Here is a 23,975-nt window from a genome sequence, read left to right on the forward strand (position 1 = left end):
TGTGGGAAGAAATGTGTAAAGGTGTGTAAGTGGATTTGGGATGTTACAGAAAAATGGAATATTAGAATACGAAGGTCTGGTAGTCCGTACTGCCAGATACCTGTTTGTTTATAAAAACGCTCCCGCAACGATATGCCGGAGCGTTTTTCATTTCAGGGGTTATAGGGGCGATAGGGCAGACTCCAGTCTGCAGACCCGGAAGTCGAGCTTATTCAGATAGGAATAAATGATGCCGAAATCATTGTCTTTCGATCTCAGCGAGGATACGTCCTTCTGGAGCTGCTTCAGCTTTTTGGAGTTTTCCCATACCTGCATGTGGATGCGCTCAATTTCATCGAGAAGCATGGCTTCGCTCTTGGCAATACGGGTGTCTATTTCTGACAGAAGGTATGCGGTGGTTGATTCGAAGCGGAAATCGAGTTTGGCGTCGTAGTCGGCGAAACGTGAATCGAGTTTAGCGTCGTAGTCGGCGAAACGTGAATCGAGTTTAGCGTCGTAGTCGGCGAAACGTGAATCGAGTTTAGCGTCGTAGTCGGCGAATTGTGAAACGAGTTTTGCGTCGTAGTCAGCGAAACGTGAATCAAGTTTGGCGTCGTAGTCGGCGAAACGTAAATCAAGTTTGGCGTCGTAGTCGGCGAATTGTGAAACGAGTTTGGCGTCGTAGTCGGCGAAACGTAAATCAAGTTTGGCGTCGTAGTCGGCGAATTGTGAAACGAGTTTAGCGTCGTAGTCGGCGAAACGTGAATCAAGTTTGGCGTCGTAGTCGGCGAAACGTAAATCAAGTTTGGCGTCGTAGTCGGCGAATTGTGAAACGAGTTTAGCGTCGTAGTCGGCGAAATGTGAATCAAGTTTGGCGTCGTAGTCAGCAAAGCGGGCGTCTAACTTCGCATCATATTCGGCAAAGCGAACGTCCAGTTTCGCATCATATTCAGCAAAGCGGGCGTCCAGTTTCGCATCATACTCAGCAAAGCGGGCATCCAGCTTCACGTCCAACCTCGCATCATACTCAGCAAAACGAGCATCCAGCTTCGCATCCAACCTCGCGTCATACTCAGTAAAGCAAGTCTCCAATTTTTCGCCAACCATACATCCGATCGCCTGTAATAATTCCTGGTTCTGTGTATTTAACATGATCTTACCTCCTTTCCGTGAGAGTAACTACATTATACTACGAATAGGAGTAAAAAACCACGCTTATTATTGTGAAAATTCATTAAAAATAATTATAAATCCGGCTTTTATTATCTCCCGGCCGCTTGTCGCTGGATACGTTACCTGGCGGCAGTGAAAAGCCTCTGATGCAGCCCTGCCTCCAGCGCCAGCACCTTTTTATAGTCCTCCGGCGTGTCCATATCTATGATGCAGGTCTCATCCTCCGCTGAAAAATACTCCGCTTCGCTGTTAAATGGTGTCAGTGCTCCTTTTAGTCCCGCATCGCCCTGATAAGACAGTATATCCGGAATGCAGGCGGCCGAGATCACAGGAGGATGGCCTTTCCGCATTGAAAAAGAGGGATACAGGACGGGAGCGCCCGAGTGGTGGAATTCCTCTATCAGATCTTCTATCAGCGACCGTGTTACCAGCGGGTAGTCTACCGGCAGAATCAAAAATGCCGAAACCTCCTGGTCCAGAGCCAGAATCCCGGCCTTTACCGAGGTAAACATACCCTCCGCAAAGGCCTGATTTCTGACCGTTGTCACGCGGCTTCCGGATAAATGTGCTTCCACCTCATCTCCACGGTAACCGGTCACCACGATGGTCCGGTCGGTCAGGCCGTCAAGTACTTCGGCCTGCCTGCGAATCACCGTGGTCCCTCCTATGGGCAGAAGAGATTTTAAACGCCCCATCCTGGAAGAATAACCCGCGGCTAAAAGTATTGCTTCAATTCTGCCCATAAGCTTCCCTCCTATATTGTTTCAATCCACGCTCGATCATTTCACAGAGTGCGGCTACCTCTTATAGATGCGCGGCTTGACTTCATGTCAGTGGGGGATACCGATTTCTTTCCTCCCGCCACTGCCGTTAAGCTTGTTTTTGGCGTTTCGTCCCTCGCGCGTCAGCGCCTTTGTCCTCGCTCCGCACTGGAGTTCTGGCGTTTAGCAAGGAGTTTCGTACCAGAGTCTTGGCAATCTGTACTTTATAGCCATTTTTGGAAAGCGGAAGCGCTCCCTGAAGGGCGATCTCAGCCGCTTCCGCTGCCAGTTCCCCAGTGACTGCTTTTCCGGTAATATAAGCTTCCGCCTCCTTGGCGCGCAGCGGAATCGGGGCGACGGCGCCCAATACAATTCTTGCATCTGTTACGACGCCATCCTGTACCTTGTAGGCGGAGGCGACGCTGACTACGGCGAAATCATGGGAATCCCTGACACGGAACTTATCATAGCCGATCCGGTAGTCCCTGGCGGAAGCCGGAATTCGGATTTCCGTTACAATTTCGTCCTCTTCCACCAGCCGGCAATGGGATTTCTTCATCATTTCCCCGATCGGTTCTCTGCGTTTGCTGGTTACGATCTCCGCGTCCATTGCGGTGAGAACGGTTGCCACATCGGAGGGGTTCACGGCGAGACAGCCGCAGTTAAAGCAGCGTTTTGCCTCTTCCTGCACCTGTTCCCACGTAAGTCCATAAGAATCCTCCAGATGAAGTCCACGCTCCTCCTTGGGGCGTTCCGGCAGCCTGGCGGCTTTGGAGTGACCGGTACAGGAGGCGTCAAAGGTAATCAGCCCGCCTAGCGGGTGTCTCGTGTCCCCTTCCGCCTCGCCGGTCATAAAGCAGTGGACGGCGACAGAAGCTTTTTTGCCGTCTGCAATGGCGTCCACCACCGTTTTCGGTCCGGTCGTGACGTCGCCGACTGCAAATACTTTATCCACACTGGTTTTCATAGTCGCAGGGTCTACAGATATCAGTCCGCGGCTGACCTCCAGCTCCAGCGCCTCACCCAGGAAGGAGAGGTCGGTTTTCTGGCCTACCGCCATGAGGATGGAACTGCCGTGAAGTGTGGTAGTTTCGTTTTCATCGTAAGATGGGGAAAAATGACCCAGCTCATTGAAGACGGCGGTGCAGCGTTTTAAGACGAGCCCTACGATTTCTCCATTGTCGCGGAGAATCTCCTTCGGCCCCCAGGAGGGGAGGATCGTGATGCCTTCTTCTCTGGCGCGGTTCAATTCCTCTTCACTTGCCGGCATCTGATTTTCCGGTTCCAGACACGCCATAACCACGTTTGCAGCGCCCAGACGTTTGGCTGTGATTGCCACGTCCACCGCCACGTTTCCGCCGCCGACAACGATGATATCTTTGCCGATCTTGCTTTCCATCCATTTATTGACTTCAATCAAAAAATCCAGGCCGAAGGTGGTGAGCTCTTCCCCATCGAGCCCGATCAGAGGCCGTTTCCAGGCGCCCGTGTTTAGAAAGACGCTGTCATACTGTTCCACCAGATCATTCACCGGGATGTCTTTTCCGATCTCAACGCCTGTCAGGAATTCGATCCCCATGTGTTCCAGAGCCGAGATTAAGTTTCTGACAATCTCCTTTGGCAGACGGTATTCCGGAATTGCATAGCGGAGAAGTCCGCCGGCTTCCTCCATTTTATCGTACACCCGGACGCTGTGTCCGCGGCTCCTTAAATAGAATGCCGCAGTCAAACCGGCGGGGCCGGAGCCTACGATGGCAACACGCTTGCCGCTGTCTGTCTTCGGGGGTACCATAAACCGGTCGCTGTGTTCCAGGATATAGTCACCCACATACCGCTCCATGCCTCCAATATTGACATTGTCATCGTACTCCTTCCGCTTGCAGTTCATCTGGCAGAAATGGGTACAGACACGGGAGGTGACGGCCGGAATCGGGTTAGCCTCCAGAAGGATCGATGCTGCGCCGTCCATATCGCCGGCGCGCAGCTTTGCAAGGTATTCCGGGATGTCCACATGGGCGGGACAGTTGGAAGAACAGCCGCTTAAGTTTACCTTCCTGGCTCCGAAAATGGAGTGGTTCTTATTTTCTCCGGTCATGGCGTTGCAGGTGTCGCCCCCCTTGCGGAGGCACTGGATTCTGCCGCCGATTTCATCGGGATAGCGGTAGTACCAGCAACGGACTTCCTGACAGAGATTGCCGCCGATGGTGGCAAGGTTGCGGATTAAGGGAGTCGCCACACTTCTCGCGGCGTCGGCCAACGCACCGTATTCCTGCTGAATCAGAGGTGAGGACGCAATATCACAGAGTTTGGCGGTCGCACCAATCTTCAGGCCGTCTTCGTCCTCCACGATATGGTCCAGTCCTTCTATGGATTTGATATTCACAATTGTTTCCGGGTAATCCGGTTCTAATTTATGTTTTAAGACACTGAGCAGATCCGTCCCGCCTGCGATAATTCGGGCATTTTGCTGTTCTTCTTTTAAAATGCCGGCGGCCTGGCTTAAGCTCTCTGCATCCGTATGGTTAAAATTTTTCATTTGGTGTTCACCTCGCCTTTCCTAATGCCTTAAGGATCTGATCCGGTGTCAGAGGATAATCCATAAGCTGAATGCCGATTGCATTGGAAACCGCCATCATGATAGCGCCCGGTAACGGAGCACCGGATATCTCACCGACTCCGATTCCTCCAAATGCGCTTAAATCGTTGGGGGTCTCTTCAATATGGGTTTCAAAGGTCGGAAGATCCGGGAAGACTCTCCACTTAAAATCAACCAGGTTGTTAGTCAGGAATTTTCCGGTCTTTTCGTCCAGAATCATCTCCTCGTTGATGGCGCTGTCGCTTCCGCAGCTTCCCAGGCCGCCCTCTAACTGCATCTTTAAGGAATACGGATCAATGACCTGTCCGACGTCGGTTCCCTCTACTATGCGCACAATTCTCACGTCTCCGGTGTCGGTATCCACTTCCACCTCGACGAATGCGATCATGAAACATGGCTTGGAGTGATCCATTTCGAAGACGCCATGGCCCGTAATGGTGTTCATGGGCCCTAACACGGCAATCCACGGAAGCGCGACTTCCGGGTTGTCTTTCATGAAAATGATTCCGTCACGCGTATCCAGCATTTCGGCAGGGCAGTGAAGAATTGCGGCCGCGCCTTCCAGCAGCTGTGTTCTGGCGTTTCGGGCCGCGTCGCCTACCATGCGCCCGTATACAAGGGTTCCTCTCGATCCGGCCAGTCCCCAGTCCCATGGGTTATCCTGGCTGTCAGGCGTCGAGATCGTTACTTTATCCAACGGCAGGTTTAGAATTTCGGCCGCCATTTTTACAACGGAGGACCGCTGTCCCATACCGGATTCGGCGATACAGACGTTGATATTGGCTGTCCCCCAACCGTCCAGTTTGACGAAGGCCTCGCCGTGAAGCATACCGCAGTCTGCGCTTCCGTGGACACAGCAGCCTGCGCCGTACTGCTTGCTTCCTTCGGTCTTATACGGCGTCAGCCAGCCCTGGAACTTATCTTTCCAGCCGAAGTGCTCGGCCGCGTGATCCATGACATCATTGTAGCTTAAGAAATGATTTTCCCACCAGTGCCCCTCAACCCAGTAATAGCCGCCGTTGATGTCGCACATATTTTTCTTGAAAAATTCAACCGGATTTAAATTCATTTTTGCCATAGCCATGGACAGGACCGGAACGAGTGATGCATAGGATTCCTGTCCGCCGAATCCGCGGATACCGCCGGAACGGCAGCGGTTGGTGGCGACCAGATGGGGCTGGTAATTCCAGTGTTTGCATTTGTTGAGCAGCAGCATGGCGCGTCCTAAGCCGTTGGCGATCTGGCCCTGGCCAAAGTCGGAGTGAACGCCTGAGCCGACCAGCCAGGTTCCCTCGTAGGCGTGAACCGTACCGTCGGGGAGAAGTCCCACCTTTGCGGTCAGACGGCTGCCTAAACGGAGCATATAGGTGGCTAAATGCGCTTCCTTGGAGATGACCAGCTTCACCGGTTTTCCCGTAGCCTTTGCCAGTGCGGCGCAGTAGAGACCTTCCATGGGAACCGTGTTCTTGCTTCCGAAGCTTCCGCCTACATTGGCGGAAATGACACGGACGTTGACATTTGGCATGGCGAGCTGCATGATCATTTTCTGAATGTTGGGGCTCTGGAAACTGCCCTTCATGTTGCACTGGTTCGGCCCATCCCACCAGGCGACGAGGCCCGGGCTCTCAGCGGGCAGCGGATTGGAGATCGTCTCATACCTGGAGGTTCCCTCTACGACGACAGCACATTCCTCAAAGCCTTTATCGATATCACCGATGACCAGCTCCTGCAGGGCCTTGGGGCCGAAGGGCGGGCAGCCGCGCTCTATGATATTGTTAGGAAACTGCTCGTATAACTGCGGGGCTCCGTCGGCAATGGCTTCGTCCAAATCGTGGACAGCCGGGAGAATCTCATATTCCACCTCAATTAAATCGGCCGCCTCCTCGGCTATGCGGTTTGATGTGGCGGCAATCAGCGCTACCGGGTCACCGACAAAACGGACATGGCGGTCCAGAAGCCGCTTCTGCGCAGGCATTCCGGTAATCCAGTCAAAGGCATTTTCATAGGTCATGATCGTTCTGACTCCGGGGAGTTCCATGGCCCTGCTCACATCTATTTTTTTAATCATCGCGTGAGGATGGGGACTCATTTTAATACGGCCGTACAGCATTCCATGCATATGTATATCGTTTGCGTACTCGGCGGACCCTGTTACAATGGCCTTGCCGTCTATTCGGGGAGTCGGCTTACCCACATATCTGAATTCCTTACCCATATCATTCACTCCCTTCTTTGGCGGCCTGCTTCACGGCCTCCAGCACCTGGTAATGGCTGATGCATCTGCAGTAATTTCCGGCCAGAGCTTCCTTGATCTCTTCCTCATCCGGATGCGGATTTTCCGCCAGCAGTGCTTCGGTCGTCATGATGATTCCCGGTGTGCAGTATCCGCACTGAAACGCGGAGTGGTCGACAAATGCCTGCTGTACCTTATCCAGTTCGCCTGTATTCGGGTCCTGGAGCCCCTCGATGGTACGGATGTCGGCGCCGTCGCACTCGATGGTCAGCACCGTACAGGACGGTATGGCCTTCCCGTTCATGATAACGGTACAGCAGCCACAGGCGCCGTCATCGCAGGAAATCTTGGTTCCCGTCAGCAGAAGTCGCTCACGCAGCGTTTCTGCCAGTGTGTCCGCAGGAGCAATCTCACCCACCGCATTCCCCACACCCAGCTGGTACACATCGCCGTTGACGGTGATTGCGACCAATTTTTTGTTTTCGCCCATAATTTTTGTAACCTCCTTACAATGGTATTTATCAAACGGATCATCGAATCTCCGTCTTGCTGCCTCTGGGGCGTGTCTGATAATCATTTTCGGCAATTGACTAAAAAAGTGAAACGTTATTGACAAAAATATATCATTATGCCTAAAATAACTATAACACAGGTGTAAGACAGGTAATCTACAAAAAGTGAGCCATGTTTTTGTAGGGAAAGGAGCTTCGCCGGAAATGAAATTAAAATTGGAGTATCTGGCCGGATGCGGGACTTTTTCAGAGTGCCGCTTTCGGACACCGTTTTATGAGAAAGAGGTTAGAGGCCTGGCTTTTATTTGCAGGTCCGGGCCGGCAGTGTGGGAGCCGCAGAGTCTGCTTCTGGTATGCGGCGGCCTGATTCCCAGTGGGAGAGAGCCGCTGGCCTTGTGGCTGGATGAGCGAAAGGGCCGTGGGGCGGCCGGATTTCTCGCGGATTTATCCGGGGAGGAAGAGGAGCGGATTGATGCGCTGGCAAAGGCATGCCGCGAGCGGGAACTGGTCTTCGGGACTGTGGCAGCGAAACGTTTTGCATCGCTGATAAATGAGTATTCTCATCTGATCGCGTCCAGGACGGATGGAACCGTAAGAGCGTATGACAGGGTATTGGAAGATCTTCAGCACCGGTTTTACACCAGCGGAACGGATTCTCTCTTAGACGGCCTGAGTTACTGGACAGGCTGCCAGGCCGCGCTGATCGTGGGGCAGGATACCTTTGTGAAACCGCCGGTTCCCGTGCTGAATGAGGCTGTTTTTTATCCGGCCTACTGGCGGAAGGAGCCGCAGAAGTCCCCGTTATCCCATGTAAGCCTCTATTCCTCATCGTATTCGGAGAAAATGCTGCTGCAGGCGGAGCTGTTTAAAAACCGCCTGCCATTTGGCGTGCTCTGCCTGATTGGAGAAGAGGGCAGATTCGAGCCATCGGATTACATACTTTTAAACTACGCCTCCATTCTATGTACCGGTATCGACGATTACAAACGGCGTTCCCGCCGGATTGAGGCCGCGATGGAAATGATCTGCGGCGGCCAGATGCCGGATTCCTCAGTGACAAACCTGTTTCCGGAATCCGGATATGCGCTGGTGCTTCGGGAGCAGGAGACAGACGGTGCGGCGGACGGAAAAAAGGAGTATTTGTCCTATCTGATCCATCATTATTTTCCGCAGCAGCTCTGTTACAGCTTTTCGGCGGAAGGGAGTCTGCGGCTGTTTGTATCGACGGAAGATGTGGACCATTTTGGCCGCCGTCTGCTGGACATTTTAGATGGCGCCGGGCGGGAGTGAGCCGGTATTACACCATTTTCCAGGCGGTTACCGCATTCTTTGAGGCGGAAAGCGCGGCCCATATCGCCGGACTTTTGGAGTACGGCGAGCGGATCTGCTATTACCATGATTTAGGTATCTACCGGCTGCTCAACTACCCGGAGAATTCATGGCCTATCAACCAGATGCTGGGGGAAATGGACGAACTTCTGAATCAGATGGATGAGGAAAAACGGGATGTCCTGGCGATGACTGTAAGGGTCTTTGTCAAATGTAAGTTCAATTACCAGAAGACGGCGGACAAATTGTATACACACGTTAATACTGTCCGCTACCGGATTAAGCTGATCGAGGATTTGTGGGATGCGGACCTCTCCAGCGATGAGGGGCGGCTTCTGTTCAGCGTGCTGGCGAAGCTGCTTCCGCTGTGGATGAAGAGCGGGTGTTATAGTGGGACGTTGCCGAGGGAAGGGGAGTGAGGAGGGGACGCCTCAGAGCTTGTGGAGCGCGGGAGGGAGGCAGGGACGAAGGGGGGCTTGTTTCCTCGGTGGCAGGAACTAGAGTGTGGCTGAAAATTGCTTTTCGTCAGCTGTGCGTCACACTTTGTGGGAGATTGGGCCCCGATGAAGGAGGCGTAGTGGGCTACGCTGACTGAATTGGGGCTCAATCTCCCGCGAAGTGGGGCGTGCAGCTGGCGGAAATGAATTTTCAGACACGCTCTAAAGCGGAAAGGCGGGAAAAAGGCGAGGATCGCGGAAACTCCGCCGAACTCCTGAAGGACTTCGCCTCCGTGTCCACTTGAAATCTGGCTTGGAGGCCAGATTTCACCTCCCCTTTTTCCCACCTTTCCCCTTAAGTTCCTGCGAACCTCGGAAAAGGCCCCCCTTCGTCCCTGCCTCCCTCCCGCGCTCCACAAGATCTGAGGCTGGGTACTGGCTTTGTAAGGAGGTAAAACGTAGATTTTTGGCTTGGAGGGGGGATTAGATTAGCTTAGGTTAGCCTGGAATAAATGGTGGATGGAAAAAGGGTGCTCCGGCCTGAAGGTGACAAGGCGGAGCACCCTTTTTATAAAAAAGTATTTGGTTTTAGTTTTCTTTCCAGCCGTCTGGCAGGTAGTTTAGGGTGTTGGCGATCATATCGTTTACCAGAGTTTGTACTTCTTCCTCTGATGCGCGTCCTTTGACAAGCGGGTCGGCGAGGAAGGCTTCGCAGACGAGGGCACGGTCGTATGTAAGTGCAGCTTTTAAAATTCTTTCATGATTTTCTACATGAGGAGCGATTAAGGTCTTTACCTGCTCCGGTATGGTGCCGGCGACGATGGGCTGGATGCTGTCTAAGCTGAATACAGCGTTGGTTTCTACCACGGCGTCTGCCGGGAGATTGGCAATTTGAAGGGCGGTATTCGGGATGTTGACGTTGCTGATGGAGCGTTCCAGGCCGCATAAGGACTTGATTAACAGGATTCCTTCCTCTCCTGACGGTTCAAGCTTTATCTCTTCCTCACCGGATACGAGGCGGTGGCTGCGGTCGAGGCGCTTCTGCAAATCAGCCTTTCTCCAGTCTACTGTGGTCAGGCCGAATTTCCAGGAAGATACGGTCTCGGGATCTTTTAAATACTCACCGCCCGGCATGAACTCTGCCAGATGACGGTCGCCTGCGGCGGCGATGAGGCCATAGCGGCGGAATAAATCAAATTTAACGCGGTGGGCGCAGTCAAAGGTGCTGTTGGCCCAGTTTTTGTCTGGCTCGTTGTAGCCTTCTTCGTAGTGGCTGTCGATGTAATCACGGTAAACAGGGAACAGATCGATTCCTTTATAGGAAGCCTTGTCGAGCCATGTAAAATGGTTGATTCCCAGCACGTTGATGTTGATGTCACGGCGGTCAATCCCGGTCAGACCAAGGGTTTCCTCGCAGATGCCCTTTAATACCTTCTGCGTGCCAAATACTTCATGGCAGCATCCGAATGCCTTGATCTGCGGGAACACATGGTACAGAGTCTTCACACATAAGGTCATGGGGTTGGTGTAGTTGATGACCCATGCTTCCGGAGCGTACTTTTTGATGGCCTCCGCGATTTCTACAAACATGGGAATGGTGCGCAGGGCGCGGATCATTCCGCCAGGGCCTGCGGTGTCGCCGACAGACTGGTAGATTCCGAGGCGTTCCGGCAGATGAACGTCACTTGCCATTTCATCAAATGTGCCGGGCAGTATGGAGATTACGACGAAGTCACAGCCGGTCAGCGCTTCTCCGATGGTGCTGCAGGTAACGTAATCCCATTTTCCAGTGGTATCCTCTCTGGCAGTCAGCTTATTTCCGATGATTTCATTATTTTTGGCCGCAGCCTCATCGATGTCGTAAAGACGGATGGTTCCGCTTAAGGAATCGTCCATGGATAAGTCGGTCATGAAGGTCCAGGCCCAGCCTCTGGAGCCGCCGCCGATATAAGCGATGTTCAAATCACGGACTTTGTTGTTTTCGTATTTCATGGTAAAATCCTCCTTCTATGCATTTCCTGCTTTCGTGTCTCATTTCTTTCTATTGCTAATTATACAGCAGTATAGTATTATAAAGCTTATAGAATCGATGCTTTTTCTGGTATTTTCGTACTTTTGGCTACTGATTTTTAAAATGCAGGAGGCGTGAGGCAGAGGATGGAACAAACGGTATTTTCAGAGAAAATGGCGGGGCTCACCATTGATGAGGTGATCCGCGACTACGAATTTACGATGCAGACCAAACATTTTCATGACAGCTTTGAACTGTATTTTCTGCTGGAGGGAGAGAGGTACTATTTTATTGACCGGGAGACCTACCATGTAAAAAAGGGAATGGTGGTTCTGGTCAACCGTCAGCAGATTCATAAGACCAGTCTGGCGGGGAAATCGTATCACGACAGGATCCTTCTGCAGATCAGCCAGGAAGGCTTCAGCCCATTGCTGGAGCAGGCGGGGCTGGTTCCATTAACCAGGATGTTTGAGGAGAACTATGGCGTAACCGAGCTTCCGGAAAAGGTGTGGGAGCAGGTGAAGCGCCTGCTGTTCGAGATTCGGGAGGAGTTAAGGGAAAAACAGGGGAAATACGATGGGATGGTAAAGCTGAAACTGGCGGAGATTCTTCTGCTCATTTACCGCTGCCGCAGGAACCGGGTATTTTATAAGCAGGGCGGGGAGATTTCCACAGTGCAGACGGCCAGGCACCAGAAGGTTCATGAGGTGGCCGACTATCTGCTCCACCATTATGACACGGATGAATCGCTGGAGGACCTGGCGGAACGGTTCTTCATCAGCAAGTCGTATTTGAGCCGGATCTTTCGGGAGGTGACTGGTTTCTCTGTCAATGAGTACCGGAATATTACCCGGATCCGGAAGGCCAAGGAGCTGCTGGCGGGCAGTGAGTATTCGGTGACGGAGATTTCGGAGCTGTTGGGATTTGAGAGTGTGACGTATTTTGAACGGGTGTTTAAGAAATTGACGGATAAGACTCCGCTTAAATATAGAAGGATTTGCAGCGGGGATATGGAGGAGTAGGAGTAAGATTCGTCTGAGTAAGGCAAGCAGGGGGGATTTCATTTCCCCGCCTCCCTGCCGCGATCCTATAACCTCAGTTATTCATGATCTCCAGTCTTATAATCATCTCTGGCCCAGTTAGGTGCATGGATGGGGCCGGCTTTTGCATTGCCGTTTTTAGCAGCGCCCTGAATTTCGGGTACCTGGGCCTGCTTATTCTCAGGACGATTCATTTTATGATGATTTTCGGTTCCGTGATTATCCGCATCATAAGGATTGGGCCTTCTCATTCCTGCTTTTGCCATGATCATACCTCCTGTCTGCAGTAGTTTCTGTATCATTGGAAGAAAATATGCAGGGAACTTTTGCTGACAGAGGAATGGACCGGGAAAAGCCGTTTGGAAAGGCGGGCAGGAGAAGAGGAAAATAGAAAGCACCGGGAATCCCAGTAAATATAAGGAATCCCGGTGCTTTTTAACATCTTTTGATACTGCACCGAGTACGGATAAATCCGAACCCTCAACCTCAGCCAGCGTGATAGTCTTGGAACCGTCCTTATAGTTGAAAGTAAGGATTATCTTGTCCTCATAAAGATACACCGCATTGACGAAGCTGTCAATCAGTCTTTGCCGCTGTTCCCGCTTTGTCACATCAAATTTTCGGAAACGGTAAATGAAGAAAGCTATCTGTTCTCTTGTAAGCATGGGCTTGTGCATTTCTTCCTGCAAAATGCTGATTTCAAGCTGGCTCTTGGTTTCCTCCAACTCGTCCAGCCTTTGCTTGGTGGACGGTGTGAAAATCCCGGCTTGAATGGCGTTGAGCATATTGTTAATGCCTTTTTCTGTTTCTGCAAGCTGTTTTTTCAAAAGAGGCAGATCGGTGCTTTCTCTTTTCTGCAATTCCATAAGCGTATCAATCAGCCGTTCCATGACTTCATCATTCATAATCGCTTTCATGGTGTAGCTGACAACCAAATCCTCAATCCAGTCTTTCTTAACCGCTTTCTTGTCGCAGAGTTTCTTTTTCTTGGTATTCACACAACGATAATAGCGGTGTACTTTCATCGTATGGCTTGTGCCGCTTTCCCCTACCATGAAAGAGCCGCATTTCCCGCAATATAACTTCGTTGTCAACAAATAATCGTCCTCTGCTTTGTGACGGGCGGGAGCCTTTTTATTTTTCGCCAGCCGTTCCTGTACCCGTTCAAATAATTCTTTCGGGACAATCGCCGGAATACCGTCCTCCTTGACTACATCACGATAGCTGTATTCGCCCATATAGCGGCGGTTCTTCAACAGGTGGTTCATAATGTTCAGTGTGATTTTCCCGCCACGAATGGAGCGCATCCCCCGGCTGTTCAGCAAATTGACAAGCTCCTGCATGGTCGCTCCCTCGCTGTATCTCGTAAACATTTCCAGCACCACCGGGGCGGTCTTGGGGTCGATTTGATAATACTGCTGTTCGTCAATGTAATAGCCTATTGGGACAGTGCCGCCGTTGTATTTGCATTTCAACGCATTATCGGTCAAGCCCCGGATAACTTTCTCGGAAAGTTCGGCAGAGTAATATTCCGCATATCCCTCAAGCATGGCTTCCAGTATAATCCCCTCGCTTCCCTCAGAGATGTTTTCTCTTGCGGAAATGACCTTGACACCGTTCTTCTTCAAAATATTCTTATATCGTGCGCTGTCATAACGGTTCCGGGCGAAACGGTCTAACTTCCAAACCAGCACAACATCAAACAAGCCCTTTGCGCTGTCCTTAATCATGTGCTGAAATTCAGGGCGGTTATCTGTTTTCGCTGATAAAGCCCGGTCAATATATGTGCCTAAAATCATAATATCGTTGCGCTCTGCATACTCTTTACATTCTCTCAACTGTCCCTCAATACTTTCTTCCCTCTGATTGTCGGAAGAATAGCGGGCGTAGATAACTCCTTTCATTTGTCCACCTCCATAATTTGAAGAAGCGTTTGCTTTAATTTTTCACTCATTGGAGATTGAGGGTCAAAGCACATCTCAATAAATTGTTTCATCTCATCGCTTCCCGCCGCAATCTTGGGACGGTATTCGTATAGCTTTCCCTGTGGGTTATCGGTTCGTGCAAAGAGATAATCCATTGATACATCAAAATAATCTGCATACTTCACAAGCGTTTCCAAAGAGGGCGCCGACTGCCCTTGCTCATAGCGGTTGATACTGGACTGTTTTACTCCTAATAATTCCGCCATTTTTACCTGTGACAGTTTCACACTTTCCCGCAATATCCGCAGGCGTTCTCCTAACTCTTTCATGGACTGTGACCTCCTTGTTTTCTATATCCATTATATCATTTATGCGTTTATATTTCAACCCGTATTAAGCATAATTTTTATATAATATACTCATGGATAGGATAGAGAAAACTGGCGGGCAGAAACAAAATAAGCGGTCAATCCGGCTGTAATTTTAACAGCAGATTGCAACCGCTTGTTTTGCGTTTTGCAGGAAGTGTGGCTACACACTCCGACAAAACAGGGTTTCCAAAGGGTCACCCTTTGGCACACGACTTTGCTTGCAAAGTGTAGTGTGTTATATGCTCTGTCGGCGTTGCCGTGAAAATGCCGTTGCCGCCGGGGAGGGCAAGGGCATTTGAAGCGGCAGGAAAACAGGGATGTGATTGCGTGGCGTGGAGCCGCAAGCGCAGGGCTGGTTTCATCAGCAGACAGGGCGTATATGAAGTCCTTGTTTACCCTTTCCCTGTGATTTATAATCGTGTTTTTTCATAAGCTAAAATAAGTAGAACATCCAATTTTATGTGAGTTCAATTTGAGGTCTTTTATATAGAGTATCTTCATACCAAGAGCTTAAAATATTTGAATGAAGTTTCTGCATTTTCTTTATTTCTCTTGAAGCCTTGTAAATATCCGTATCAAGATACGTCTGTGGTAATATTGCAACATTCGTTTGTTGTTTTGGTGCTAACGGATTTTCGCTATTACCTTTAAGAAGTTTGACATATTCACCAAATATTGTAGGACAGTTCTTCTCCAACAAGGCCGGAATGGACGGATATACAATTTTGTTAATTATATCGGATGCCCAATACCCAGTTATTGATAAGTCAAACGGGTTCACATATATGTGATTATAAAAATCAATGTCGATTATGCTCCCATGAATCGTACCAACTCCACCAATTCTTTTTACCATATCTGCAATACGCTTTTGAAATGAAGTAAACTCGTCAAGTGGCGTTTTTATTGTAGAAATCATGGAATCCATATTATCATAATAATACTGAACATCTTGAATTTCTAATTTTTTCATAGCGCCACCATTAAGGATAGTAAGACTGCCACTTCTTGATTTGTGGATAAAACAATAATACCCGTTCTTTTTTAACATATAGAGTACATTTACTTCTCGCTGGAAGGTCATTGATATATTTTTTCCTCGGTAGAAGTCATTGTACTGCTCACTCGTGACCTCAAATATGCCATCCTCATAATCGAAAAAACAATCATAATCGTTATCAATCAAAAAAGTTTTCAAATGAGGGTTCTCGCTATGATATCCCACTTGATTGTCCGAATAAACTCTATACTCACCGTCATCATGGAAAAAATTCCTGTGCGTATGTCCACTTACATAGACATAATTTTTATCAGGACCCGCATCTTTGCACCAATCTTTTTTAGGTGTATGCGTTAAAATAATTGTGTTCTTATTCACCAGAATAGGACGCAAACGATTATACAAATCTTCAAAAATTTTAGATTCTTTTATTTCAGTAGTCCTGTCCACAGTCATTCGATAAACGCCGTTATCGGCATTAAACTCCTTATTATATCCCGAAAATCCCAATCCACCGAGAATCACATATCTTGCACTTCGTAAGCGGTCAGCAATTTGCGTTTCATTCATTTGACACAAATCGTGATATTTAATCAGGTGTGTTCCTGTGTTCGGATCAGCAAGCAAACCGCAATCTTCTTTGTAAAGAAGATCGTTATGAAGTAAATACATATCATATTCTTCAAAAATAGTTCGATACTTTGAAACAATCTGTTCTATTTGAAGACCCGGAAAACTCCATAACTCATGATTTCCAAGTGTAAACACAACCTGCGTGTTCCGACGCAATGTTTTGGAAAGCATCTTTACAAATAACTGAAATATTCCAATATCTGATGCTACATCACCGTCAATCAATAATAAGCTTCCTACTTCATTAGCAATAGTATCAACTATTTTTTGAATCACATATATAACATCTTCTTTTGAACGACAGCCTGCGTTTTTTATTCTGTGCATAAGATGAATATCCGAAACATAGTGAACTCTTTGGCATTTGTTATCAAATGACATATCAAAAGTTGATAAATCTTTTCTTGCGGCTTCTTCGGTTAAGTTCCTCGACATTTGGAGAACTAAAGCTGTTTCGTTTTCATTCTGCTCTACATAATCAAATGATTTTATCAAATCGCCATTGATTTTTTGTATGGTGTATTTCAAACCAAACTTCTCACATAGAGAGCTTTTCATTTTAGCGTTTGCAAAGTCAATAGTAGTCCACTGTTCTAAAAACATCAAGCCATCGCAAAAAAGTAGATTGGCTTCAGACAAATCTCCCTTTAAAAAAGCAACAAAATCAAAAAAATAATCAAAGGAATGTCTGTATTCTTTTATCACACTACCAGACGTATTACACCACTGTTGCGTCACATAGAATTTTCTGTTGTGATAGTATTTTTTTATCGAATAAGTAACCTCTGTATTTGTATGGACTGGCAATTTTGTCGTTTCATCAATAATATAATTAGAAAAATCCGCATCGCATTCAAATGCACCCGATAAATCACAATATGTTAAATCTCCGCTTCGATACCTAACAAACTCATCAAACGTTTCAAAATATCTATAAATTGTTGTGATTGGGAAATGTTTGTTATCCTCTCGATACCCTTGAGTTTCTTCGCAGTAGTAATGTGTTTTCTTATCAAAAAATGCCCTTGAATAAAATTCAATTTCTCCATTTTTCAAACGACAGATGTACTCTTTCAATTTCTTCCTATGCTTATATATCGTCCCCTTTGCTCCCAGTGAGTAGTTAAATGACTGCATAACATCATCAGGATTATATATTGAACACAATGCGTTTATTATTTTGTATTCAGGATAAGCACCGGAGGACATATATTCCATAATAATAGAGAATCGTTGTTTATCCTTGACATCTGCGAAAATGTATTGAAAAAAGAAAAAGCTAACATCAACAATGGAAGCAATCTTAGATTTTTTATAATTTCCCACGACTTTTACCAATTCATCATAGCTACTACAATCATTAAATTTTCTGCTCCACTGCTGACAATATTTATGAATTTGCCTTCCTTCCTCATAATTCTCTTTTTCTTCATTCGATAATGACAACGAATAATCATCTATTGTGTCTTTGACAAACGCTTTTCTTGCCATCAACTTTTTTACGTCAACATTTTTAGAAATTTGGTTTTTCAAAAAAGGGCAAAATGTATAGCAAGCATTATCATAAATATCCCCATTTAAAAAGTCAAAATAAGAATCAAAATCATCAAACGATAGAAAAACGCTTCTTTTTTGTTCCACACTATCTGTGTCCACATAAATTAACGTTTCTTCAACAAAGAAAGAATTAGAAATAATGTCAAATCCTCTTTTTCCTGTTATACGCAAACCTGCTTTTCGTTCAAAAGTTACAAGCTGAATATCGTTCTTATATTCTTCTGGAACATCAAAAACCCGAATTTCTTTTTTCTTCAATCGTCTAATTATTTCTTTAACTTCTGACTTTACCATATCATTTTCCCTCAAATACCTTTATTTTCCCGCTTGCTCAATCATCTTCTTCAGCAACTGCTGGAATTGTTCGTTTGTTTCCTCGTCCAGCGGCATGACCTTTTCAATCTGTTCCGCAACCAACGCTGTCACATCATCAATGGTATGTAATTCCTGTTTTTGCTTCTGTGCGGCGGTCTGGATATTTTGGAACATGGCGGCGGTCACTGGTTCCTCCGGCGGCTCCCCGTTGTCTATATCGCCCTTTATGTCCCGCAGGATAGACATAAACACATTTTTGATTTTCTCAATCTCTGCCTCATGCTCCCCCATCTTCTGTGCGTTCAAAAGCTGAAAATCCTGTCTTGCTTCTGTCCTGTGTTCCGGGTGTCCTTTCATCAGGTCAGACAGGGAAGCCGTCGCTATCTCGATAAGCTGGTTTCTTGCTGTTATCCCCTTTGCCGCCGTATCTTGAAAATAAATCCGTATCAAATCTATCAGTTTCGGAAAGTTCCTGTGTTCCAAAAGGCGGTTAAGGATTTGCACATCGACTGCACCCGTCACAAGCCCCCTCACGGCTCCCTCGGATAAACCCAATTCAGAAATATCATAGCTTTTGCGGACGCTTACGGTGGACAAGCCCAGTATGTAATCCGTTGATACCTTAAATTCCTTTGCCACGCCTATGAGAATATCACTGCTGACCGTTCTTGTTTCGCCGCTGACAATCCGGCTCAACTGAGAAGCAGAAACGCCTATCTTTTCCGCAAGTTCCTTTTGTGTGATATGGTTTCCGTTACATAAATCGGAAATCCGCTGTCCGGGTGTTCCGGGTAAAGCCATAGACACGCACCTCCTCCGCATACTTTCATTATACAGCAAAATTGCAAAAATACAATTTTCAAAGTGTAAACTTCATCAAAATGCAATTCTCGCAAAATTCCGGGAATTGCATTTTTTTCGTGTAAACTTAGGGTAGTTCATCAATGGACAGCACCTTGAAAACAGAATGACCGTCCGAAAAGGAATATCCGGCGGGGGAAGCACGCAGAGAGCCGACTTCTGGACAAAGTGTCCAGAGGTGGCTTCGGGCCACAATGACCTGAAGCTGTGGGGAGCGTGCCAACATCGGAAATCCTTTCGGAGAGAACGGCAACGGAGAACAGACGGAGGGACGCATGATAGAAAATCCATATAAACGCCTGCCGCCGTTAGAGCGCAGGCCAGACGGCACGCCCTACCACATGACACCAGCGCAGAGGAAACAGGCCAATGCCCTGATACGGCGGGAGTGCTGTAACTGTGAGGACGGCAACTGTATTGTCCTTGACGATGGGGACACCTGCGCCTGTCCGCAGATGGTTTCTTTCTCGGTCTGCTGTAAATGGTTTCGGTGGGCGGTCTTGCCGCTCGCCGGGACGCTGGAAGCGGAGATCTACCGGGGCAGGGATTTGAAACGCTGTGCGATCTGCGGCGGCGTGTTCGTCCCTAAATCCAACCGGGGAAAATACTGCCCGGACTGCGCCGCCAGAGTTCACAGGCGGCAGAAAACAGAAAGTGAACGGAAAAGGAGGTCTGCTGTGGACAGTTAGACAGGAAAAAAGCCTTGATTTACAAGGCTCCGCAAGCCCCAAACCGGGGCGGGTGGTATCAAGTATCATCTCCCCCGGAAAACGGGCTTCTAACCGTCCACAAAACACGCTATGACAAGCACGATTTATATTCATCAGCCAGAAAAAGCGTTCAGCTTCACCCGGCTCCCGAATTTCCTCTTTGAAGCACCTACATTTCAGCCCTTCTCCAACGAAGCGAAGCTATTGTACGCCTTTATCCTGCGGCGGGCGGAGTTGTCCCGGAAAAACGGGTGGGCGGACGAGTATGGGCGCATTTACCTGTACTATCCCATCTGCGAGGTGGTGGACTTGCTCCACTGCGGGCGGCAGAAAGCCGTCAACACCCTGCGGGAATTACAGTATGCGGAGTTGATTGAGATTAAGAAACAGGGCTGTGGAAAACCCAACTGTATTTACCCAAAATCCTATGAAGCGGTTTCAAACACCGACTTCAAGAAATCCGGTTTTGGAACGCCGGAGGGCTGAAAACCGTACCCGGCAAGTACGATAATCAATCCTCTTGAAGTACGGAAGCCGGACGGTATATAGAAATACAAAGATTAAAAATATTTTATTTATATCCATTCCATTCCAATCCGATCAGAGATAATTTCGGCGGGATTTTCCCTGTGGAAAACCCGCCGGAAAGGAATGGAACGGGGAAAGGAGCAGAATGGCACAACACGCAATCCTGCGTTTTGAGAAGCACAAGGGCAACCCGGCAAGACCGCTGGAAGCCCATCACGAAAGACAGAAAGAACAATACGCCAGTAATCCCGATATTGACACCAGCCGGAGCAAGTACAACTTCCATATCGTCAAACCGGAGGGACGCTATTACCACTTCATTCAGAGCCGTATTGAACAGGCCGGGTGCCGCACCCGCAAGGACAGCACCCGGTTTGTCGATACGCTCATCACCGCCAGCCCGGAGTTTTTCAAGGGGAAATCCCCAAAGGAGATACAGGCGTTTTTCCAGCGGGCGGCAGATTTCCTCATCGGACGGGTAGGCAGGGAGAATATCGTGTCAGCGGTGGTACACATGGACGAGAAAACGCCGCACCTGCATTTGACCTTTGTTCCGTTGACAAAGGACAACCGCTTGTGTGCGAAAGAGATTATCGGCAACCGGGCGAATTTGACGAAGTGGCAGGACGATTTTCACGCCTGTATGGTGGAGAAATATCCCGACTTGGAGCGTGGGGAAAGTGCCAGCAAAACAGGCCGAAAGCATATCCCAACCCGCCTTTTCAAACAGGCGGGTTCCCTCTCCAAACAGGCCAGAGCCATTGCAGCCGCCCTTGACGGCATTAACCCGCTGAACGCTGGGAAGAAAAAAGAGGAAGCCCTGTCCCTGCTGAAAAAATGGTTTCCGCAGATGGAGAACTTCTCCGGGCAACTGAAAAAGTACAAGGTTACGATAAAAGACCTGTTAGCGGAGAATGAAAAGCTGGAAGCAAGGGCAAAGGCCAGCGAAAGCGGCAAAATCAAAGACCGCATGGAACGGGCAAAGTTAAAAAGTGAACTGGAAAATATGCAAAGGCTGGTTGACCGTATCCCGCCGGAAATTTTAGCGGAACTGAAACGGCAACAGCGGCACATGACAAAGGAAAGGTGATAGATATAAGCAGAAATTTTCGCCGCCCCCGTGCGGTATTGTACCTTGACAACTGAATAAGAAAGGCGATATATGGCAAAAAAGCAACCGGACACAAATATCCCCCAACATGAAATAGAAGCCCTTGCCCGCTGTCTGCTTCCAGAAATTCAGAAATTCTTTGAAAGCCCGGAGGGGAAGAAAGAATTTGAAGAATGGAAAGTGCAGAGGGGAAAGGAATTGGAAAAGAAAAGGAGCGTATGACAAAAGCGGCGGTATCACTCACGATACTGCCGCTTTAATTGCTTATAAATCATAAAAATGTTCCAACAAATTGAACTAATGTAGCAATAGCCGCTCCGAATTGTGCGGTCCCATTGATGGCTTGTAATCCTTTCAACGCTGTTTTAATAAATCCTTTTCGAGGATTTGCACTTTGTACCTCAGCTCGGATTACTTCAACACTGTCTCTTATTTGTTCCTGTTCTTCTTGTGTAATATCAGTAGGCATGTGTTTCATAATATCAGCAATAATGTTTTCTAATTGAGAAACATCGATACCATTGCTTTGAGTTGCATGAACTGTTGCATTATCATTTGCAACGTTTACTTGTGCCACGCCACCATTTACATTAATCATAAATTTTTTATCCTCATCATATCCCATCTGAATGCCTATCTCCGTAAGATACCCTTCAATATAGTTGACAAAAGGAAGTACTATTCGATTACAAAATTCTTTTACAGCATCATTCGCTTCCCTTGCATAACCAAAAGCCATATCATGGTAAATGTTATGATAATTCTCTACAGCATATTTCAAATACTGATATGTATAAGAGATTTCCTCTTGTTTTGTATCGCCCATTGAGGAGAAGCAGGTCCCTCTTTCAACCGGCTCAAAATCGTCCGGATTAACATATTGCTTTATGTACTCTGACACAATTTCGTTTTCGTCAATATAAACCATAAATTTTTTCAATAAAGCCATTCCCGTCTGATGATTGCATGTAATCAAACGGTTAGCAATTGTTCTAAATTCCATAGAAATTATTTTTAACTGTTTTTTATCAATATTCTTCATACCTTACCCCACAAAACGGGCAATAGCTCCCGCACATTTTATAAATTGGTTTAATTTTTGCTTCCCGCTTGCAACAAGGATATTCCTCAACTTCTAAAGCTTCTATTCCATACTTAATAGGATATTCTTCTTCATGCTGTGGCTTTTTACCTGCCTTGAACGAGATAAATGAACCTTTGAATTTCTTCTCCCACTTTTTCATCTCGTTATATATTAAATCATTTGCGTAATTCTTTGTCTTTTTTAGAGCAAGCTCTATCACGTCATCAGTAAAATAATTTTCCGCTTTTAAACCACAACTTGGACACCATATTTCAATAACATCTTCTGCATGATAATCCTCGGGTTTTATTTTAAAAAATTCCCCGCATAGAGGACATTGCATTAAAACAAATCCTTGATCGTCAGCAGGTATTGATACTTCACCAATTATAGTACTCATACATTACCTCCTGCCTATATCTTGTATTATAGCGGAACCTCTCATAAAAATCCACACTTATTTTTGAGTAACAAAAGCGGCGGTATCACTCACGATACCGCCGCTTTTGCTTTAGCACTCAAGATATACTAAAAATCCAAAACCGTCCCCGATTGGAACCGGGTTCGGATTATCATTATCTGGTGCGGGTAACAGGACTTGAACCTGCACGGTCTCCCACCAGAACCTAAATCTGGCGCGTCTGCCAATTCCGCCATACCCGCTGACACCAATGGATGATACCATCTGAGGGCGGAAATGTCAAGAATTTATAATTAAGCTTTGTGAGCACCTTTGCGGATAATCGGATAGATTTCCAATGCCAGCAGTGAGAATACTACGATATATGCCAAATATGTCATATGTAACACCTCTCTTTCTTTGATACCATTATTATATACACGAGGAGGGAAAAGGGCAATCCGCATAGTATCTAAAAAATATTTAGGAAAATACCAGATTGAATACAGAATATACAAAAATTTTTAGGAGACCTAAAAGTTTTTTAGATGCCGCATATTGCGTTACATAGAGTGATAAAATAATGTCAATTGAGGACGTAAAAAGTGGAAGCTTTACCCCACAAAAAAAAGTCGTACTCGACGACTTTTTTTGATGGTCTTTACATACCATATCATTACTGAGACACCGGGGACTCGAACCCCGGACAACTTGATTAAAAGTCAAGTGCTCTACCACCTGAGCTAGTATCCCAAAGCTGGGCCAGCCAGATTCGAACTGGCGACTGCAGGAGTCAAAGTCCTGTGCCTTACCGCTTGGCGATGGCCCAATATCGGATGATAATTCCAGATAAAAAAAAATTCCCTATAAGGGAAAGGTGAGTAGAGGGATTCGAACCCTCGGCCTCCAGAGCCACAATCTGGCGCGATAACCAACTTCGCCATACCCACCATAAACAAATCGCACACATCGCTGGTTAATTGATGTGAAACGAGCCTGAAGGGATTTGAACCCCCGACCCACGGCTTAGAAGGCCGTTGCTCTATCCAACTGAGCTACAGACTCACAAGCGGGTGATGGGAATCGAACCCACGTATCTAGCTTGGAAGGCTAGTGTTCTACCATTGAACTACACCCGCAGATAAACATGAGAGACAGTAGTTAAAATAACAAATGTTATCTTTTTACTATCATCGGGGTGACAGGATTCGAACCTGCGACCTCCTGGTCCCAAACCAGGCGCTCTAGCCAAGCTGAGCCACACCCCGTAAACAGAATTTCTCTGTAATTTTTATCCACCGTCTCGCGACGCAAGAGTTATTATATACGATACTGCAAAACTTGTCAACCGTTATTTGAAAAAAATAAAAAAAAGTAGCAGTTCAGCCTACACCATCACTTCCAGCTGC

Annotated in this window: 19 protein-coding genes, 7 tRNA genes and 1 pseudogene; 6 read left to right on the forward strand and 21 right to left on the reverse strand. The window is 47.4% G+C overall.

The window, feature by feature from the left end; genetic code table 11:
• Positions 1 to 159: 159 nt before the first annotated feature.
• The 5 genes from H8S80_RS10695 to H8S80_RS10715 all read right to left on the reverse strand — a co-directional run bounded on the left by H8S80_RS10695 (position 160) and on the right by H8S80_RS10715 (position 7,232).
• The gene (locus H8S80_RS10695) at positions 160 to 1,131 is read right to left on the reverse strand and encodes a hypothetical protein (RefSeq protein WP_187049052.1); all 972 of its coding nucleotides are present in this window, start codon (positions 1,129 to 1,131) and stop codon (positions 160 to 162) included.
• 140 nt (positions 1,132 to 1,271) lie between these two features.
• The gene (locus H8S80_RS10700) at positions 1,272 to 1,895 is read right to left on the reverse strand and encodes a nucleotidyltransferase family protein (RefSeq protein ID WP_117630771.1); all 624 of its coding nucleotides are present in this window, start codon (positions 1,893 to 1,895) and stop codon (positions 1,272 to 1,274) included.
• A 127-nt stretch (positions 1,896 to 2,022) separates the two neighbouring features.
• Positions 2,023 to 4,449: an FAD-dependent oxidoreductase gene (locus H8S80_RS10705; RefSeq protein WP_117630772.1), complete on the reverse strand. Its 2,427-nt coding sequence runs from the start codon at positions 4,447 to 4,449 to the stop codon at positions 2,023 to 2,025.
• A gap of 7 nt (positions 4,450 to 4,456) precedes the next feature.
• Positions 4,457 to 6,724 carry a xanthine dehydrogenase family protein molybdopterin-binding subunit gene (locus H8S80_RS10710; protein WP_117630773.1) on the reverse strand — a complete coding sequence of 756 codons (2,268 nt, stop codon included), beginning with the start codon at positions 6,722 to 6,724 and terminating at the stop codon, positions 4,457 to 4,459.
• Position 6,725: 1 nt separating this feature from the next.
• On the reverse strand, positions 6,726 to 7,232 hold the full coding sequence (locus H8S80_RS10715; RefSeq protein WP_117630774.1) for a (2Fe-2S)-binding protein: 507 nt from the start codon (positions 7,230 to 7,232) through the stop codon (positions 6,726 to 6,728).
• Positions 7,233 to 7,458: 226 nt separating this feature from the next.
• Here H8S80_RS10715 and H8S80_RS10720 point away from each other — a divergent pair, with 226 nt between their 5' ends.
• A complete protein-coding gene (locus H8S80_RS10720; protein ID WP_243007836.1) occupies positions 7,459 to 8,544 on the forward strand; it encodes an acyl-CoA synthetase family protein in 1,086 nt (361 codons plus the stop codon).
• Positions 8,541 to 9,002 carry a PucR family transcriptional regulator gene (locus H8S80_RS34815; RefSeq protein ID WP_243007837.1) on the forward strand — a complete coding sequence of 154 codons (462 nt, stop codon included), beginning with the start codon at positions 8,541 to 8,543 and terminating at the stop codon, positions 9,000 to 9,002. Before H8S80_RS10720 ends, H8S80_RS34815 begins: the two co-directional genes overlap by 4 nt.
• Here the strand turns inward: H8S80_RS34815 and H8S80_RS35080 are convergent.
• Positions 8,969 to 9,367 carry a DUF6783 domain-containing protein gene (locus H8S80_RS35080; protein ID WP_412300529.1) on the reverse strand — a complete coding sequence of 133 codons (399 nt, stop codon included), beginning with the start codon at positions 9,365 to 9,367 and terminating at the stop codon, positions 8,969 to 8,971. The genes H8S80_RS34815 and H8S80_RS35080 overlap by 34 nt on opposite strands.
• Before the next feature lie 241 nt (positions 9,368 to 9,608).
• The gene (locus H8S80_RS10725) at positions 9,609 to 11,012 is read right to left on the reverse strand and encodes a family 4 glycosyl hydrolase (protein WP_117630775.1); all 1,404 of its coding nucleotides are present in this window, start codon (positions 11,010 to 11,012) and stop codon (positions 9,609 to 9,611) included.
• Between the two features lie 165 nt (positions 11,013 to 11,177).
• Here H8S80_RS10725 and H8S80_RS10730 point away from each other — a divergent pair, with 165 nt between their 5' ends.
• Positions 11,178 to 12,053: an AraC family transcriptional regulator gene (locus H8S80_RS10730; protein ID WP_002604594.1), complete on the forward strand. Its 876-nt coding sequence runs from the start codon at positions 11,178 to 11,180 to the stop codon at positions 12,051 to 12,053.
• Between the two features lie 77 nt (positions 12,054 to 12,130).
• On the opposite strand, the gene H8S80_RS35085 is transcribed toward H8S80_RS10730, so the two are convergent.
• From H8S80_RS35085 to H8S80_RS10750, 5 genes and pseudogenes are all read right to left on the reverse strand, one after another.
• Positions 12,131 to 12,337: a hypothetical protein gene (locus H8S80_RS35085; protein ID WP_055660711.1), complete on the reverse strand. Its 207-nt coding sequence runs from the start codon at positions 12,335 to 12,337 to the stop codon at positions 12,131 to 12,133.
• Positions 12,338 to 13,006: 669 nt separating this feature from the next.
• Positions 13,007 to 13,975: pseudogene (locus tag H8S80_RS35090) on the reverse strand (recombinase family protein); the annotation flags it as partial.
• Complete coding sequence (locus H8S80_RS10740; RefSeq protein WP_117630776.1) at positions 13,972 to 14,325, reverse strand: helix-turn-helix domain-containing protein; 354 nt, start codon at positions 14,323 to 14,325, stop codon at positions 13,972 to 13,974. The gene H8S80_RS10740 and the pseudogene H8S80_RS35090, both read right to left, overlap by 4 nt.
• A gap of 499 nt (positions 14,326 to 14,824) precedes the next feature.
• Complete coding sequence (locus tag H8S80_RS10745; protein WP_117630777.1) at positions 14,825 to 17,851, reverse strand: metallophosphoesterase; 3,027 nt, start codon at positions 17,849 to 17,851, stop codon at positions 14,825 to 14,827.
• Positions 17,852 to 17,872: 21 nt separating this feature from the next.
• On the reverse strand, positions 17,873 to 18,673 hold the full coding sequence (locus tag H8S80_RS10750) for a helix-turn-helix domain-containing protein (RefSeq protein ID WP_117630778.1): 801 nt from the start codon (positions 18,671 to 18,673) through the stop codon (positions 17,873 to 17,875).
• A gap of 335 nt (positions 18,674 to 19,008) precedes the next feature.
• Between H8S80_RS10750 and H8S80_RS10755 the strand changes: the two genes are divergently transcribed.
• The 3 genes from H8S80_RS10755 to mobV all read left to right on the forward strand — a co-directional run bounded on the left by H8S80_RS10755 (position 19,009) and on the right by mobV (position 21,061).
• Positions 19,009 to 19,422: a cysteine-rich VLP domain-containing protein gene (locus H8S80_RS10755; protein WP_117630779.1), complete on the forward strand. Its 414-nt coding sequence runs from the start codon at positions 19,009 to 19,011 to the stop codon at positions 19,420 to 19,422.
• 111 nt (positions 19,423 to 19,533) lie between these two features.
• Positions 19,534 to 19,929 (forward strand): replication initiator protein A, encoded by a 396-nt coding sequence (locus H8S80_RS10760; protein WP_117630780.1) that lies wholly within the window; start codon positions 19,534 to 19,536, stop codon positions 19,927 to 19,929.
• Positions 19,930 to 20,116: 187 nt separating this feature from the next.
• Complete coding sequence (mobV, locus tag H8S80_RS10765; RefSeq protein ID WP_117630781.1) at positions 20,117 to 21,061, forward strand: MobV family relaxase; 945 nt, start codon at positions 20,117 to 20,119, stop codon at positions 21,059 to 21,061.
• A gap of 292 nt (positions 21,062 to 21,353) precedes the next feature.
• Here the strand turns inward: mobV and H8S80_RS10770 are convergent, their stop codons facing one another.
• The 9 genes from H8S80_RS10770 to H8S80_RS10810 all read right to left on the reverse strand — a co-directional run bounded on the left by H8S80_RS10770 (position 21,354) and on the right by H8S80_RS10810 (position 23,834).
• The gene (locus H8S80_RS10770; RefSeq protein WP_117630782.1) at positions 21,354 to 22,124 is read right to left on the reverse strand and encodes a hypothetical protein; all 771 of its coding nucleotides are present in this window, start codon (positions 22,122 to 22,124) and stop codon (positions 21,354 to 21,356) included.
• Positions 22,111 to 22,566, reverse strand: coding sequence for a TFIIB-type zinc ribbon-containing protein (locus H8S80_RS10775; RefSeq protein WP_117630783.1), 456 nt, complete (start codon positions 22,564 to 22,566; stop codon positions 22,111 to 22,113). Before H8S80_RS10775 ends, H8S80_RS10770 begins: the two co-directional genes overlap by 14 nt.
• A gap of 180 nt (positions 22,567 to 22,746) precedes the next feature.
• Positions 22,747 to 22,829, reverse strand: a tRNA-Leu gene (locus tag H8S80_RS10780).
• Between the two features lie 417 nt (positions 22,830 to 23,246).
• Positions 23,247 to 23,319, reverse strand: a tRNA-Lys gene (locus H8S80_RS10785).
• A 4-nt stretch (positions 23,320 to 23,323) separates the two neighbouring features.
• Positions 23,324 to 23,395 (reverse strand) — tRNA-Gln (locus H8S80_RS10790).
• 46 nt (positions 23,396 to 23,441) lie between these two features.
• Positions 23,442 to 23,517 (reverse strand) — tRNA-His (locus tag H8S80_RS10795).
• Positions 23,518 to 23,557: 40 nt separating this feature from the next.
• A tRNA-Arg gene (locus H8S80_RS10800) sits at positions 23,558 to 23,631 on the reverse strand.
• A 3-nt stretch (positions 23,632 to 23,634) separates the two neighbouring features.
• Positions 23,635 to 23,705 (reverse strand) — tRNA-Gly (locus tag H8S80_RS10805).
• Positions 23,706 to 23,759: 54 nt separating this feature from the next.
• Positions 23,760 to 23,834: transfer RNA gene (locus H8S80_RS10810), tRNA-Pro, on the reverse strand.
• Between the last annotated feature and the right edge of the window lie 141 nt (positions 23,835 to 23,975).

The organism is Hungatella sp. L36 (genome assembly GCF_014288035.1).